Below are 12,926 nucleotides of genomic sequence, written 5' to 3'. Positions count from 1 at the left end.
GATCGGCATGACGATCGAGCTGCACTTCACCAAGGGCCAGGGCACCGGCAACGACTTCGTGCTCTTCAGCGACCCGGACGGTGAGGTCGACCTCTCGCCCGCGCAGATCGCGATGATCTGCGACCGGCACTTCGGCGTCGGCGCCGACGGCATCATCCGCGCGGTCCGCTCCCGCTCCCTCGCCGACGGCGCCGCCGCCCTCGAGCAGGAGCCGGAGGCGGAGTGGTTCATGGACTACCGCAACGCCGACGGCTCGATCGCCGAGATGTGCGGCAACGGCATCCGCGTCTACGCGGCGTTCCTGCTCGCCGGCGGTCTCGCGGCGCTCGAGCAGGGCGACACCCTCCCCATCGGCACGCGCGCCGGGGTCCGCGACGTCACCCGCAGCGGTGCCGGCTTCCAGGTCGACCTCGGCCGCTGGGAGCTGGCCGGCGGCGAGCCGCTCGTCCGGGCCAAGGAGCTGAAGGTGCCGCGTCCCGGTCTCGGGCTCGACCTCGGCAACCCGCACATCGTCGTCGCGCTGAGCAACGACGAGGAGCTCGACGAGGCCGACCTCAGCTACATCCCGCAGATCGAGCCGGAGCCGGCCGACGGGGCGAACGTCGAGTTCGTCGTGCCGGGCGAGCCGCTGGTGCACGACGGCATCGGCAGGATCCGGATGCGCGTCCACGAGCGCGGCAGCGGCGAGACGCTCAGCTGCGGCACGGGCGCCGCCGCGGCGGCCCTCGCCGTGCGCTACTGGGCCGGAGCGCGCGCTCCGCAGTCCTGGCGCGTGGAGGTCCCCGGCGGCACGCTGGGCGTGACCATGTTCCCGACCGAGGAGGGCGAGCACGTCGGCCTGTCCGGCCCGGCCGACCTCGTCTACACCGGCACGATCCGGATCGACTAGCTCGGGATCGCTCGATCGGTCGACCGGCGCGGCGCCGATCCGCTCCGGCGAGCGCGCCCGATACCTGCGATCAGGCGGTGCGCGTGGTGCGGATGACGCGGAAGCCCTTGGCCGAGGAGATCCGGTCGACCTCGAGCCGGCCCTCGAACGTCTCGGTCAGCCAGGTCAGCAGCGAGTCGGCGCCGAGGTTGCGCTGGACGACGAGCCAGGCCTCCGCGTCCGGCTCGAGGCGCGGCAGCCAGCGCTCGAGCAGTGCGTGCAGCTCGGCCTTGCCGACCCGGATCGGCGGGTTCGACCAGACGGCGGCGAAGCGGACGTCCTCGGGAACATCCTCGGGCAGCACGGCGTTGACATTGGAGACACCGAGTTCTGCGCAGTTGCGGCGGACGAGCTCGAGCGCCCGCTGGTTGACGTCGACCGCCCACACCCGGGCGTCGGGGGAGCCGAGCGCCAGGGCGAGCGAGATCGGTCCCCAGCCGCAGCCGAGATCCAGGAGGTCCCCGCTCGCGGGGGCGTCGGGGACCGCGTCCAGCAGGACCCGGGTGCCGAGATCGACGTGGCCGGGGCTGAACACCCCGCCGGCGGTCGTGACCTCGAGGTCGCGGCCGGCGATCCGGGCGCTGATCCTGCGGGGTCGGAGGTCGCCGTCGGGAGTGCTGGTGAAGTAGTGCTCGGCGGCCATGAGAAGTGAACTTATCAACAGCTGAGGAGTTAGTGTTATCCGGATGACGGAAGACCTGAACGAGACCGACACGACCGAGGCCGTGGACGTCGTCTCGCGGGTCCTGGCGAACGCGCAGTCGCGCTCGTCGGGATATTCGCGGTTCGTCGCGGGCGGAGCCCAGGCGCTGCAGAGCGCCGGAGGCGACGTCGAGCGCGACGCCGAGCAGTCCAGCGACGGCGATCAGTTCGATCGCGAGGACCGGCAGGCGCTGCGGCGCGTGGCCGGCCTCTCCACCGAACTCGAGGACGTCACCGAGGTCGAGTACCGCCAGCTGCGCCTCGAGAACGTGGTGCTGATCGGCGTGTACTCGCAGGGCTCGATCGAGGACGCGGAGAACTCGCTGCACGAGCTCGCCGCCCTGGCCGAGACCGCCGGAGCGACCGTCCTGGACGGTCTGCTGCAGCGCCGGCCGCACCCCGACCCGAGCACCTACCTGGGCAAGGGCAAGGCGGAGGAGCTCGCCGGGCTCGTCGCCGCCCTCGGCGCCGACACGGTCGTCGCCGACACCGAGCTGGCTCCGAGCCAGCGCCGCTCGCTGGAGGACGTGGTGAAGGTCAAGGTCATCGACCGCACGGCCGTCATCCTCGACATCTTCAGCCAGCACGCCACGAGCCGCGAGGGCAAGGCGCAGGTCGAGCTCGCGCAGCTCGAGTACCTGCTGCCGCGCCTGCGCGGCTGGGGCGAGTCGATGTCCCGCCAGGCCGGTGGCCAGGTCGGCGCCGGCGCCGGCATGGGCTCCCGCGGACCGGGTGAGACGAAGATCGAGCTCGACCGCCGCCGCATCCACACCCGCATGGCGCGCCTGCGCAAGCAGATCATCGCGATGAAGCCCGCCCGGGAGGCGAAGCGCGCCAACCGCAAGCGCAACGCGGTGCCGTCGGTCGCCATCGCCGGCTACACCAACGCCGGCAAGTCCAGCCTGCTCAACCGGATGACGCACGCCGGCGTGCTCGTCGAGAACTCACTCTTCGCGACACTCGACGCGACGATCCGCAAGTCCGAGACCCCGGACGGGCGCGGCTACACGCTCGCCGACACCGTCGGCTTCGTGCGCGCCCTGCCGCACCAGCTGGTGGAGGCGTTCCGCTCGACCCTGGAGGAGGTCGCCGACTCGGACATCATCGTCCACGTCGTCGACGCCTCGCACCCGGATCCCGCGGGGCAGATCGCGACCGTCCGCGACGTCATCGGCGAGGTGGGCGCGCGGAGCATCCCCGAGATCATCGCGTTCAACAAGTCCGATCTCGTCGACGAGGGCCAGCGGCTCGTTCTGCGCGGTCTCGCCCCCGGCGCCGTCTTCGTGTCGGCGCGCACCGGCGAGGGGATGGACGAGCTCCAGGCGAAGATCGCCGAGATCCTGCCGGAGCCGCAGATCGAGATCGACCTGCTCGTGCCCTACGACCGCGGCGACGTGGTCTCCTCGCTGCACCGCAACGGCCGGATCCTCTCGACGCAGTACGTCGAGGGCGGCACGCACGTCCACGCGCTCGTGCACGAGGACCTCGCCGGCTCGCTCGGCGAGTTCGCGGCTCCCGTCGCCGCCGTCGAGGCGTAGCGGCAGCGCCGGCACCCGCGCCCGAAGCGCCCGCGACCACGGATCACCTCCGCGGTCGCGGGCGCTTCGTCGTCCGTGCTGCGCGAGCTGCTCGCCGTGCGTCCGTGGAACGCAGGAGGGGCGGAAGGCTCGATGCCGTCCGCCCCTCCCGCGCGCGTGTGCGCCGCCGCGTCAGACGGAGCGGAGCACCGCGACGATCTTGCCGAGGACCTCGGCCTCGTCGCCGAGGATCGGCTCGAAGTTGGAGTTCCGGGGGAGCAGCCAGGTGTGGCCGTCGCGCTGGCGGAGGACCTTGACGGTCGCCTCGCCGTCGAGCATCGCGGCGACGATCTCGCCGTTCTCCGCGGTGCGCTGCGAGCGGACGACGACCCAGTCGCCGTCGCAGATGGCGGCGTCGATCATCGACTCGCCGACCACCTTGAGCATGAAGAGCTCGCCCTTGCCGACCAGCTGGCGGGGGAGCGGGAAGACCTCGTCGATCTGCTGGTCGGCCATGATCGGCACGCCGGCGGCGATCCGGCCCACCAGCGGCACCATCGCCGCGTCGGCGACCGTCGCCGTCGACTCGAACGAGCCGTCGTCCTCGGTCGAGCTCGGCACGTCGATGAGGATCTCGAGCGCCCGGGGGCGGTTGGGGTCGCGGCGCAGGTAGCCGCTCAGCTCGAGCTGGTTGAGCTGGTGGGTCACGCTGGAGAGCGAGGCGAGCCCGACGGCGTCGCCGATCTCGCGCATGCTCGGCGGATAGCCGCGGCTGGACACCGAGCGCTGGATGGCGTCGAGGATCGCGAGCTGCTTCGCGCTGAGGTTCTTCCGGCGGCGGCCGGCCGCGGGCTTCGCCGCCGTCTTCGCCTTCGGCGCGGGAGTCGTCGTCCTGGCCGCCTTCGCCCCGGCCGGCTTCGCCCCGGCCGTCTGCGCGTCGCTCACGATCGTCCCTCTCTCGGTGCGCACGCCGCGTGCGCGCCCTCTTCGTCCGCGTCGAGCACCGATGTCGGTGGTCGCTGCTGTACTGACTGCGGACTCTCGAAACTGTATCCGGCGGGGGTCCGCGTTCGAAACATTCGTTCGAGTGTGTCGCGCGATCCAGCAACGGATGCGACGCGACCGGGTCTTGCCCGACGCGGTATTCGAAGATATATTCGGAACAGAGGTTCGGACCGGGCCCTCCCGGCCGAGGACCCGGCCCGAGCCCCTGCTGAAAGGAGCGATCACCATGACCGCACAGCCCTCCACCATCGCGCAGCACCAGCCCTCCGCGCAGCACGTCACCGCTGCCGAGCAGCCCGGTGCGCGCACCCGCCTGCGCCTGACCCGTCGTGGCCGCGCCGTCCTCGCGACGCTCGGCGCCCTGCCCCTCGTCGCAGGCGCCTTCGTGTTCGGACTGAACGGGGGCGGAGCCGTCGCCTCGGGCGAGAGCGCCGACGTCGAGTTCCAGTACGTCACTGTCCGCGCCGGCGAGTCCCTCTGGTCCCTCGCGGAGGAGCTCGCACCGGACTCCGACCCCCGCGACGTCGTCTACGACATCCAGTCGCTCAACCAGCTGGCGAACGCCGGCCTCGAGCCCGGGCAGCGCCTCGCGATCCCGGCGCAGTACGACATCGCGGACTGATCGAGCGCGTCGGGCGCCCCGGTACCATTCCGGGGTGACGACTCTCGACGATCTCCCCCTCCGCGACGACCTGCGCGGTCAGCAGCCCTACGGCGCTCCGCAAGCCGTCGTGCCCGTGGCCCTCAACGTCAACGAGAACACCCACCCCGTCCCTGACGACGTCATCGCCGACATCGTCGAGCGGGTGTCCGTCGCCCTCCGCACGGTGAACCGCTACCCCGATCGCGAGTTCCGGGAGCTGCGCGACTCCCTGGCCGGCTACCTCGGCCACGGTCTGACCGCCGACTCGATCTGGGCCGCCAACGGCTCGAACGAGGTCCTCCAGCACGTCCTGCAGGCCTTCGGCGGCCCCGGCCGCTCACTGCTCGGCTTCTCGCCGACCTACTCGATGTACTCGATCCTCGCCTCCGGCAGCGGCACGCGCTGGGTAGGCGTCGACCGCGAGGACGACTTCCGGGTGTCCACGTCGTACGCCGCCGACGCGGTCCGCCGCGAGCGCCCCGACATCGTCTTCCTCTGCGCGCCGAACAACCCCACCGGAACGCCGCTCGACCTCGAGACGATCGCCGCCGTCTACGACGCGACCGACGGCACCGTCGTCGTCGACGAGGCCTACGCCGAGTTCGCCGGCCGGGACGCGCCGACCGCCCTCAGCCTCCTCGAGGGCCGCCCTCGCCTGCTCGTCTCCCGCACGATGAGCAAGGCCTTCGCCTTCGCCGGCGTCCGCCTCGGCTACCTCGCCGCGGACCCCGCCGTCGTCGACGCCCTCCGCCTGGTGCGCCTGCCGTACCACCTCTCCGCGCTGACCCAGGCGGCCGCGACCGCGGCGCTCGCCCACGCGGACGAGATGCTCGCGATGGTGGGCGAGATCATCGTCCAGCGCGACCGGATGATCGACGGACTGCGCGAGCTCGGCTACACCCCACACGAGACCGGCAGCAACTTCGTCCTCTTCGGCGGCGTCGCCGACCCCGGAGCGATGTTCGAGGCGCTCCTCGCCCGCGGCATCCTGATCCGCGACGTCGGCATCCCGAACCACCTGCGGGTGAGCGCGGGCACCGAGGCCGAGACCACCGCCTTCCTCGAGGCGGTCGCCGCGCTGCCCGCCCCGGCGGCGGACCCCGCGGTCGCCCTGGCCCGCGAGTAGCCGCCCGGAGGCCCGGCGGCCCCCGAATACACTGGAGACCATGACCTCCTCGAGCGCCGCTCCCGGGCGCACCGCCTCCCTCCGTCGTGCCACCAGCGAGTCGAGCATCGAGCTGTCGATCGACCTCGACGGCACCGGTGTCGCGGACCTCTCCACCGGCGTGCCCTTCTTCGACCACCTGCTGACGGCGTTCGCGAAGCACTCGCTGACCGACCTGACCGTCCGCGCGACCGGCGACATCGAGATCGACATCCACCACACCGCCGAGGACATCGGCATCGTGCTCGGCACCGCGATCAAGCAGGCGCTCGGCGACAAGGCCGGCATCTCCCGCTTCGGCGACGCCCTCGTGCCGCTCGACGAGGCGCTCGTCCAGGCCGTGGTCGACATCTCCGGCCGCCCCTACCTCGTGCACGGCGGCGAGCCGGAGGGCTTCGCGCTGCACCTGATCGGCGGCCACTTCACCGGATCGATGGTCCGCCACGTCTTCGAGGCGATCGCCTTCAACGCCGGCCTGACCGTGCACGTCACCGTGCTCGGCGGGCGCGACCCGCACCACATCGCCGAGGCCGAGTTCAAGGCGTTCGCGCGGGCGTTCCGCGAGGCCAAGGCCTTCGACCCGCTGGTCGCCGGGGTGCCGTCGACGAAGGGCGCACTGTGAGCGGCGCCCGGCCGTCCGTCGTCGTCTACGACTACGGCTCCGGCAACGTCCACTCGGCCGTCAAGGCGCTCGAGCTCGCCGGCGCCGACGTCGAGCTGACCTCCGACCGCACCCGCGCCCTCGAGGCCGACGGCCTGCTGGTCCCGGGGGTCGGCGCGTTCAGTGCGGTGATGTCGGCGCTGACCGCGGCGCGCGGTGGCGAGATCATCGAGAAGCGCCTCGCCGGCGGTCGCCCGGTGCTCGGCATCTGCGTCGGGATGCAGGTGCTCTTCGAGCGCGGCGTCGAGCGCGGCGTCGAGAGCGAGGGCCTGGGGGAGTGGCCGGGGACGGTCGACCTGCTCCCCGCCGAAGTCGTGCCGCACATGGGCTGGAACACCGTCGCGGTGCCCACCGGCTCGCGGCTGTTCGACGGCATCGAGGACGAGCGCTTCTACTTCGTGCACTCGTACGGCGCCCGGGAGTGGACGCTGGACGTCATGCCGCCGTTCCCGCGCCCGGCCGTCACCTGGGCCGACCACGGCGGCCGCTTCATCGCCGCGGTGGAGAACGGCCCGCTCTCGGCGACGCAGTTCCACCCCGAGAAGTCCGGCGCCGCGGGCCTTCGCCTGCTCTCGAATTGGCTGGGCGGGCTCCGCACGAACTAGGATCGGCCGGTGGTCGGCGGCTCCCCGAGCGCCGCGGCCGCACCAGCTCCGAGACTGAGGATGACGATGAGCGAGTTCACCAAGGCCCCGGGCCTGGTCCTTCTCCCTGCGATCGACGTGGCCGGCGGCAAGGCCGTCCGCCTGACGCAGGGCGAGGCGGGCACCGAGACGAACTACGGCGACCCGATCGACGCGGCCGGCGACTGGGCCGACCAGGGCGCGGAGTGGATCCACCTCGTCGACCTCGACGCCGCCTTCGGCCGCGGTGACAACCACGGCATCATGAAGAAGGTCATCCGCCAGGTCAAGGGCGTCAACGTCGAGCTCTCCGGCGGCATCCGCGACGACCGAAGCCTGGAGTCCGCGCTCAACGCCGGGGCGAAGCGCATCAACCTCGGCACCGCCGCCCTGGAGAACCCGGAGTGGGCCGCCAGCGTCATCGCGCAGTACGGCGACCAGATCGCCGTCGGCCTCGACGTGCGCGGCACCACCCTCGCGGCCCGCGGCTGGACCAAGGAGGGCGGCGACCTCTGGCAGGTCCTCGAGCGCCTCGAGGAGGCCGGCTGCACCCGCTACGTCGTGACCGACGTCACCAAGGACGGCACCCTCAAGGGCCCGAACCTCGAGCTGCTCGAGCAGGTCATGGCGCGCACCCACCGCCCCGTCATCGCCTCGGGCGGCATCTCCAACCTCGACGACATCGCGGCGCTCCGCGACCTCGTGCCGCAGGGCCTCGAGGGCGCGATCGTCGGCAAGGCGCTCTACGCCGGAGCGTTCACGCTCGCCGAGGCGCTCGACGTCGCCTCCGAGTGACCGGATCGCCCTCGGGTGAGGGCCGGGCGCTCCCCGCGCACCTGACCGACTCGGCCGGGACGCCGTGGGCCGGCCGCCACTTCGAGCAGAGCGCCTCGACGGACGACGACGGCAGCGCGCCCGAGGCCCTGGTCGCTGCCCTGCGCTCGTTCGGCGGCGGCGAGGGGGGCCCGGAGGCGGTGGTCGACGCGCTGCGCGTCTCGCGCCTGCTCATCCCCCTGGTCGCGAAGCTCGGCGAGGAGGCCGAGGGGCTCGCCGGGCTCCGCGCCGACAAGTCGCAGGAGCTGTCGATCGTGACGGTCGCCGGGCCGGACGGCCGCACCGTCCTCCCGGTCTTCAGTGACGTCGAGGCGATGCGGCGCTGGGACCGCCTCGCGCGCCCCGTCCCGGTCGACGGCCGGCGGGCGGCGCTGGCCGCGGTGGCGGAGGAGACCGAGCTGATGGTCCTCGACCCCGCCTCGCCGCACGAGTTCGCCGTCCGCCGCCCCGCGCTCTGGGCGATCGCCGAAGGGTCGCCCTGGCGATCCAGCCCGGCAGACCCGGAGGTCCTCGCCGCCCTGCGGGCGAGCGCCGAGGGGGAGGACGCCGTCGTCTCGCTCGCCGTGCAGCCGGGCGACAGCCGTCAGCGGCTGACGGGACCGGAGCTCGTCATCGTGCTGGAGCTGCGGCCCGGCCTCGACCGCGCGGCGCTCGGCGAGCTGGTCGCGCGCCTGGGCGAGCGCTGGGCCGCCGACGAGATCGTCGCGGCCCGGGTCGACTCGATGACCCTCCAGCTGGCGTCCGCTTCGACGGGCTGATCCGGGCGCCGCCGCTCAGGTGACCGGGCCGGTCCACTTCTCGCCCGGGCCCTTGCCGATCGGGTCGGCGATCGGGGAGGCCTCGCGGAAGGCGAGCTGCAGTGTGCGGAGTCCGTCGCGCAGGCTGCGCGCGTGCATGTCGCTGATGTCGGGGGCACCCGCCGTGACCAGGCCGGCGAGGGCGTTGATCAGCTTGCGCGCCTCGTCGAGGTCGACCTGGGCGCCGGGCTCGTCGGCCAGACCGCACTTGACGGCGGCGGCGCTCATCAGGTGCACCGCGGCGGTCGTGATGATCTCGACCGCGGGCACCTCGGCGATGTCGCGGGCGGCCTCGACATCGGAGGAGTCGTCGCCGAACCGTCGGGCGTAGTCGTCGTCGTGCTGAGCCATGGGTCCCTCGTTCGGTGAGTCCGGCGCTCGCGAGGACCCCGAGGCGGTGCTCGAGGGGGCGCTCGCGGGGGAGGGGGAGTGGCGGGCGCCGCCCGCTGCCCTTCCGGCCGGAAGTCTGCTATGGTGATGCGGGCTCCGAGGCATGTCCTCGGTTCGAAAGTGGAGATTCTCCCACCCGCGCTTGACCGCTTCATTAGGTTACCGGGTCAGAAGCACTCCGCCTCCGGCAACGGGGGCAGGGCTGCGGTCCTCGAGACACGTCTCGGGGAGCGCGTCGTAGGGTGCAGCGCAGCGCGGTAGACGCGCTTCGCACAGGGAATCACCTCTCTCGGGATGCGCCGGACGAAGAATCCGGCCGCAGAGCAGCAACTCACCGAGATCAGAGGAGAAACGCAATCAGCGATCCCCGTACCAACGACCGAATCCGCGTCCCCGAGGTCCGCCTCGTGGGTCCCGCCGGAGAACAGGTCGGCGTCGTGAAAATCGAGGTCGCCCTGCGACTCGCGCAGGACGCAGACCTGGATCTGGTCGAGGTTGCTCCCAACTCCAAGCCTCCCGTCGCCAAGATCATGGACTACGGGAAGTTCAAGTACGAGCAGGCCCAGAAGCTCAAGGAAGCCCGTCGCAACCAGGCGAACACGATCCTCAAGGAGGTCCGTTTCCGCCTGAAGATCGACAAGCACGACTACGAGACCAAGCGCAAGCGCGCCGAGGGCTTCCTGAAGGCCGGCGACAAGGTCAAGGCCATGATCCTGTTCCGCGGTCGCGAGCAGTCCCGCCCCGAGATGGGCGTGCGGCTCCTGCAGCGCTTCGCGGAGGACGTGTCCGAGTTCGGCCAGGTCGAGTCCACCCCGACCATCGACGGTCGCAACATGGTGATGGTCATCGGCCCGCTGAAGAACAAGTCCGAGGCGAAGGCCGAGGCGAACGCCGTCCGCGCCGCTCGTCGCGAGGCCAACACCCCCGAAGAGGAATCGGCCGAGTCCGAATCCGTCTGATACTTCGCCGCCCCGTCCTCGGGGCCGGTGGACGCCCCGCTCGCGGGGCACCAGTTTCGCCCGCCGAGTGCGCGTGCGACGTCGACAAGGAGAGAACATGCCCAAGATGAAGACCCACTCGGGTGCCAAGAAGCGTTTCAAGGTCACGGGCTCCGGCAAGCTCATGAAGCAGCAGGCCGGCATGCGTCACAACCTGGAGTCGAAGTCCAGCGTCCGCACCCGCCGCCTGAACCAGGACCAGGTCCTCGCCCCGCAGGACGCCAAGGTCGCCAAGAAGCTTCTCGGCCTGTAGTCGACCACCGCGGCAGTCCGCTGCCGTCGTAGTCCTCGACAACCGACCCGGATCGTAAGGAAGAAAGAGAAATGGCAAGAGTCAAGAGGGCGGTCAACGCCCACAAGAAGCGTCGCGTCATCCTCGAGCGCGCCAAGGGCTACCGCGGCCAGCGCTCGCGTCTGTACCGCAAAGCCAAGGAGCAGGTCACCCACTCCCTCGTCTACTCGTACCGCGACCGCCGTGCGAAGAAGGGCGAGTTCCGCCGCCTCTGGATCCAGCGCATCAACGCCGCGTCCCGCGCCAACGGCCTGACCTACAACCGCTTCATCCAGGGCCTCGCCCTGGCCGGCATCCAGGTCGACCGCCGCATCCTCGCTGACCTCGCGATCACCGAGCCCGCGACCTTCACCGCCCTCGTGGCGAGCGCGAAGGCCGCACTGCCGGCCGACACCTCGGCCCCGAAGGCCGCGTAGTCCGCAGCACTTCCCCGAAGGGGGTCACGACGAGAGTCGTGGCCCCCTTCGTCGTTCCCGCAGGACCCGGTTCTCGCAGGACCACGTTCCGGCGGATCGGCCTTCCCGGCGGGCGACGTGTCGACCGGGCCCCGCGACGGTGCGCCGATAGGCTCGCCGCATGCTCGACAACCCCCGTTCTCCCCGTGTCCGCTCCGTCGCCAAGCTCACCCGGCGTCCGGCACGGCAGGAGTCGGGGCTCTTCCTCCTCGAAGGCCCGCAGGCCATGTCCGAGGCGCTGCGCTACCGGCCCGAGCTGCTGATGGAGTCGTTCGCGACCCCCACCGCGCTCGAGCGCCACCCCGAGATCGTCGCCGCGGCTGAGGAGGCGGAGGTCGAGATCGAGTACGTGACCGAGGACGTCCTCGACTCGATGGCCGACACCGTCACGCCGCAGGGCTTCGTGGCCGTCTGCCGGCAGTTCCCGACCTCCCTCAAGGACGTCGTCGCCTCCGAGCCCCGCCTCGTCGCCGTGCTCGAGGAGGTCCGTGACCCCGGCAACCTCGGCACGATCATCCGGGCGGCCGACGCCGCGGGCGCCGACGCCGTCGTGCTGACCGGCCGCTCCGTCGACCTCTACAACCCCAAGGTCGTCCGCTCGACCACGGGCTCGCTGTTCCACCTGCCCGTCGCGGTCGGCGCCGAGCTGCCCGACGTGCTGCAGCGGCTGCGCTCCGCGGGCCTCCGCGCCGTCGCCGCCGACGTCAAGGGCGAGGGCCTGCTCGACGTGCGCGCCCGGGGCGACCTCGCGCAGCCGACGGTCTGGGTGTTCGGCAACGAGGCCCGCGGCCTCGAGGACGAGTCGCTCGAGCTGATGGACGGCGTCGTCGCCGTGCCGATCTACGGCGCCGCGGAGTCGCTCAACCTCGCCACCGCCGCCTCGGTCTGCCTCTACGAGAGCGCCTTCGCGCTCCGCTCCTGAAGTCCCGACGCGCACTCGATCTGAGACGTTTCACGCCAGAACTGAGAGAAGACCACCTCGGCATGGTATGAGGCTGGGAGCGAGCCCCGGTTGTTGCGCTCTGGTTAAGAATCCGCTCATGATTTGACCCACCCATGCCCGTGTGATTCTCTGACGGAATGGAAGCACCCTCCCAGGCCGGGCGATCGTCCGCTGCCGCCCGCGAGCCCCTCGTCGTCCTCGACGGGGTCCAGAAGCACTACGGCGAGTTCCAGGCGCTGAAGGACATCGATCTGACGATCAACCGCGGCGAGGTGGTCGTGGTCCTCGGTCCCTCCGGGTCGGGCAAGTCCACGCTCTGCCGCACGATCAATCGGCTGGAGACCATCTCCGGCGGCACGATCTCGATCGACGGTCAGACGCTGCCGGAGGAGGGCAAGGGGCTCGCCGCCCTGCGCGCCGACGTCGGCATGGTCTTCCAGTCCTTCAACCTCTTCGCGCACAAGACGATCCTCGAGAACGTCACGCTCGGGCCGATCAAGGTCCGCAAGCTCTCGCGCAAGGCGGCCGAGGCGGAGGCGCAGGCGCTGCTCGACCGCGTCGGCGTCGGGCACCAGGCGGGCAAGACGCCCGCCCAGCTCTCCGGCGGTCAGCAGCAGCGCGTGGCCATTGCCCGCGCCCTCGCGATGAAGCCGAAGGTGATGCTCTTCGACGAGCCGACCTCCGCGCTCGACCCCGAGATGATCAACGAGGTCCTCGACGTCATGGTCGGCCTCGCCGAGGAGGGGATGACGATGATCGTCGTCACCCACGAGATGGGCTTCGCCCGGAAGGCCGCGCACCGCGTCGTCTTCATGTCCGACGGCGAGATCCTCGAGGACACCGACCCCGAGTCGTTCTTCACCGCTCCGCGGACCGACCGCGCCAAGGACTTCCTCTCGAAGCTGATCACCCACTAGGTCTCCGGCGCCGCGGACGGACTCCGCCTCGGCCGCCGTTCGACAGGTCGCCCCCC

Annotated in this window: 16 protein-coding genes; 13 read left to right on the top strand and 3 right to left on the bottom strand. The window is 71.5% G+C overall.

Annotated elements, in window-relative coordinates; translation table 11 throughout:
* Positions 1-7 precede the first annotated feature (7 nt).
* Entirely contained in the window at positions 8-889 is an 882-nt protein-coding gene (dapF, locus tag EDF35_RS20295; protein ID WP_123733937.1) for a diaminopimelate epimerase, read from the top strand.
* Between the two features lie 70 nt (positions 890-959).
* Here dapF and EDF35_RS20290 read toward each other — a convergent pair whose 3' ends face one another.
* Complete coding sequence (locus tag EDF35_RS20290; RefSeq protein ID WP_133963644.1) at positions 960-1,571, bottom strand: methyltransferase; 612 nt, start codon at positions 1,569-1,571, stop codon at positions 960-962.
* A 43-nt stretch (positions 1,572-1,614) separates the two neighbouring features.
* On the opposite strand from EDF35_RS20290, the gene hflX reads away from it, so the two are divergent.
* Positions 1,615-3,168, top strand: coding sequence for a GTPase HflX (gene hflX, locus EDF35_RS20285; protein WP_133963643.1), 1,554 nt, complete (start codon positions 1,615-1,617; stop codon positions 3,166-3,168).
* Positions 3,169-3,339: 171 nt separating this feature from the next.
* Here the strand turns inward: hflX and lexA are convergent, their stop codons facing one another.
* Positions 3,340-4,092: a transcriptional repressor LexA gene (gene lexA / locus EDF35_RS20280; protein ID WP_133963642.1), complete on the bottom strand. Its 753-nt coding sequence runs from the start codon at positions 4,090-4,092 to the stop codon at positions 3,340-3,342.
* A 286-nt stretch (positions 4,093-4,378) separates the two neighbouring features.
* Between lexA and EDF35_RS20275 the strand changes: the two genes are divergently transcribed.
* The 6 genes from EDF35_RS20275 to EDF35_RS20250 all read left to right on the top strand — a co-directional run bounded on the left by EDF35_RS20275 (position 4,379) and on the right by EDF35_RS20250 (position 8,836).
* Positions 4,379-4,774: a LysM peptidoglycan-binding domain-containing protein gene (locus EDF35_RS20275; RefSeq protein WP_133963641.1), complete on the top strand. Its 396-nt coding sequence runs from the start codon at positions 4,379-4,381 to the stop codon at positions 4,772-4,774.
* Between the two features lie 34 nt (positions 4,775-4,808).
* Positions 4,809-5,921, top strand: coding sequence for a histidinol-phosphate transaminase (locus EDF35_RS20270; protein ID WP_133963640.1), 1,113 nt, complete (start codon positions 4,809-4,811; stop codon positions 5,919-5,921).
* Between the two features lie 40 nt (positions 5,922-5,961).
* Positions 5,962-6,582, top strand: a complete 621-nt coding sequence (hisB, locus tag EDF35_RS20265; protein WP_133963639.1) for an imidazoleglycerol-phosphate dehydratase HisB — start codon at positions 5,962-5,964, stop codon at positions 6,580-6,582.
* Complete coding sequence (gene hisH / locus EDF35_RS20260; RefSeq protein WP_133963638.1) at positions 6,579-7,226, top strand: imidazole glycerol phosphate synthase subunit HisH; 648 nt, start codon at positions 6,579-6,581, stop codon at positions 7,224-7,226. The genes hisB and hisH overlap by 4 nt, the downstream gene beginning before the upstream one ends.
* A gap of 66 nt (positions 7,227-7,292) precedes the next feature.
* Positions 7,293-8,039 carry a bifunctional 1-(5-phosphoribosyl)-5-((5-phosphoribosylamino)methylideneamino)imidazole-4-carboxamide isomerase/phosphoribosylanthranilate isomerase PriA gene (gene priA, locus EDF35_RS20255; RefSeq protein WP_123705565.1) on the top strand — a complete coding sequence of 249 codons (747 nt, stop codon included), beginning with the start codon at positions 7,293-7,295 and terminating at the stop codon, positions 8,037-8,039.
* Positions 8,036-8,836, top strand: coding sequence for an SseB family protein (locus EDF35_RS20250; protein WP_243840078.1), 801 nt, complete (start codon positions 8,036-8,038; stop codon positions 8,834-8,836). The genes priA and EDF35_RS20250 overlap by 4 nt, the downstream gene beginning before the upstream one ends.
* Before the next feature lie 15 nt (positions 8,837-8,851).
* Here the strand turns inward: EDF35_RS20250 and EDF35_RS20245 are convergent, their stop codons facing one another.
* A complete protein-coding gene (locus EDF35_RS20245) occupies positions 8,852-9,226 on the bottom strand; it encodes a DUF1844 domain-containing protein (RefSeq protein ID WP_133963637.1) in 375 nt (124 codons plus the stop codon).
* Positions 9,227-9,621: 395 nt separating this feature from the next.
* Here EDF35_RS20245 and infC point away from each other — a divergent pair, with 395 nt between their 5' ends.
* The 5 genes from infC to EDF35_RS20220 all read left to right on the top strand — a co-directional run bounded on the left by infC (position 9,622) and on the right by EDF35_RS20220 (position 12,870).
* Positions 9,622-10,224 (top strand): translation initiation factor IF-3, encoded by a 603-nt coding sequence (gene infC / locus EDF35_RS20240; RefSeq protein WP_123444546.1) that lies wholly within the window; start codon positions 9,622-9,624, stop codon positions 10,222-10,224.
* Between the two features lie 97 nt (positions 10,225-10,321).
* Entirely contained in the window at positions 10,322-10,516 is a 195-nt protein-coding gene (gene rpmI, locus EDF35_RS20235; RefSeq protein WP_056042364.1) for a 50S ribosomal protein L35, read from the top strand.
* A gap of 71 nt (positions 10,517-10,587) precedes the next feature.
* Positions 10,588-10,971: a 50S ribosomal protein L20 gene (gene rplT / locus EDF35_RS20230; RefSeq protein WP_123444519.1), complete on the top strand. Its 384-nt coding sequence runs from the start codon at positions 10,588-10,590 to the stop codon at positions 10,969-10,971.
* 160 nt (positions 10,972-11,131) lie between these two features.
* A complete protein-coding gene (locus EDF35_RS20225; protein WP_123444518.1) occupies positions 11,132-11,932 on the top strand; it encodes an RNA methyltransferase in 801 nt (266 codons plus the stop codon).
* Positions 11,933-12,090: 158 nt separating this feature from the next.
* Entirely contained in the window at positions 12,091-12,870 is a 780-nt protein-coding gene (locus tag EDF35_RS20220; protein WP_123444517.1) for an amino acid ABC transporter ATP-binding protein, read from the top strand.
* Positions 12,871-12,926: the final 56 nt, after the last annotated feature.

The organism is Rathayibacter sp. PhB151 (genome assembly GCF_004366415.1).
In the GTDB taxonomy this organism is placed as follows: Bacteria; Actinomycetota; Actinomycetes; order Actinomycetales; family Microbacteriaceae; genus Rathayibacter; species Rathayibacter festucae.
The sequence above is the reverse complement of the archived record's forward strand: the minus strand, read 5'-3'. Positions and strand labels throughout refer to the sequence as shown.

Excerpts from the sequence above, each read along its gene's own strand:
- priA (WP_123705565.1), top strand. The coding sequence starts at position 7,293 with ATGAGCGAGTTCACCAAGGCCCCGGGCCTGGTCCTTCTCCCTGCGATC.
- rplT (WP_123444519.1), top strand. The coding sequence starts at position 10,588 with ATGGCAAGAGTCAAGAGGGCGGTCAACGCCCACAAGAAGCGTCGCGTC.
- EDF35_RS20220 (WP_123444517.1), top strand. The coding sequence starts at position 12,091 with ATGGAAGCACCCTCCCAGGCCGGGCGATCGTCCGCTGCCGCCCGCGAG.
- hflX (WP_133963643.1), top strand. The coding sequence starts at position 1,615 with ATGACGGAAGACCTGAACGAGACCGACACGACCGAGGCCGTGGACGTC.
- rpmI (WP_056042364.1), top strand. The coding sequence starts at position 10,322 with ATGCCCAAGATGAAGACCCACTCGGGTGCCAAGAAGCGTTTCAAGGTC.
- EDF35_RS20275 (WP_133963641.1), top strand. The coding sequence starts at position 4,379 with ATGACCGCACAGCCCTCCACCATCGCGCAGCACCAGCCCTCCGCGCAG.
- EDF35_RS20290 (WP_133963644.1), bottom strand. The coding sequence starts at position 1,571 with ATGGCCGCCGAGCACTACTTCACCAGCACTCCCGACGGCGACCTCCGA.
- hisB (WP_133963639.1), top strand. The coding sequence starts at position 5,962 with ATGACCTCCTCGAGCGCCGCTCCCGGGCGCACCGCCTCCCTCCGTCGT.
- EDF35_RS20245 (WP_133963637.1), bottom strand. The coding sequence starts at position 9,226 with ATGGCTCAGCACGACGACGACTACGCCCGACGGTTCGGCGACGACTCC.
- dapF (WP_123733937.1), top strand. The coding sequence starts at position 8 with ATGACGATCGAGCTGCACTTCACCAAGGGCCAGGGCACCGGCAACGAC.
- EDF35_RS20225 (WP_123444518.1), top strand. The coding sequence starts at position 11,132 with ATGCTCGACAACCCCCGTTCTCCCCGTGTCCGCTCCGTCGCCAAGCTC.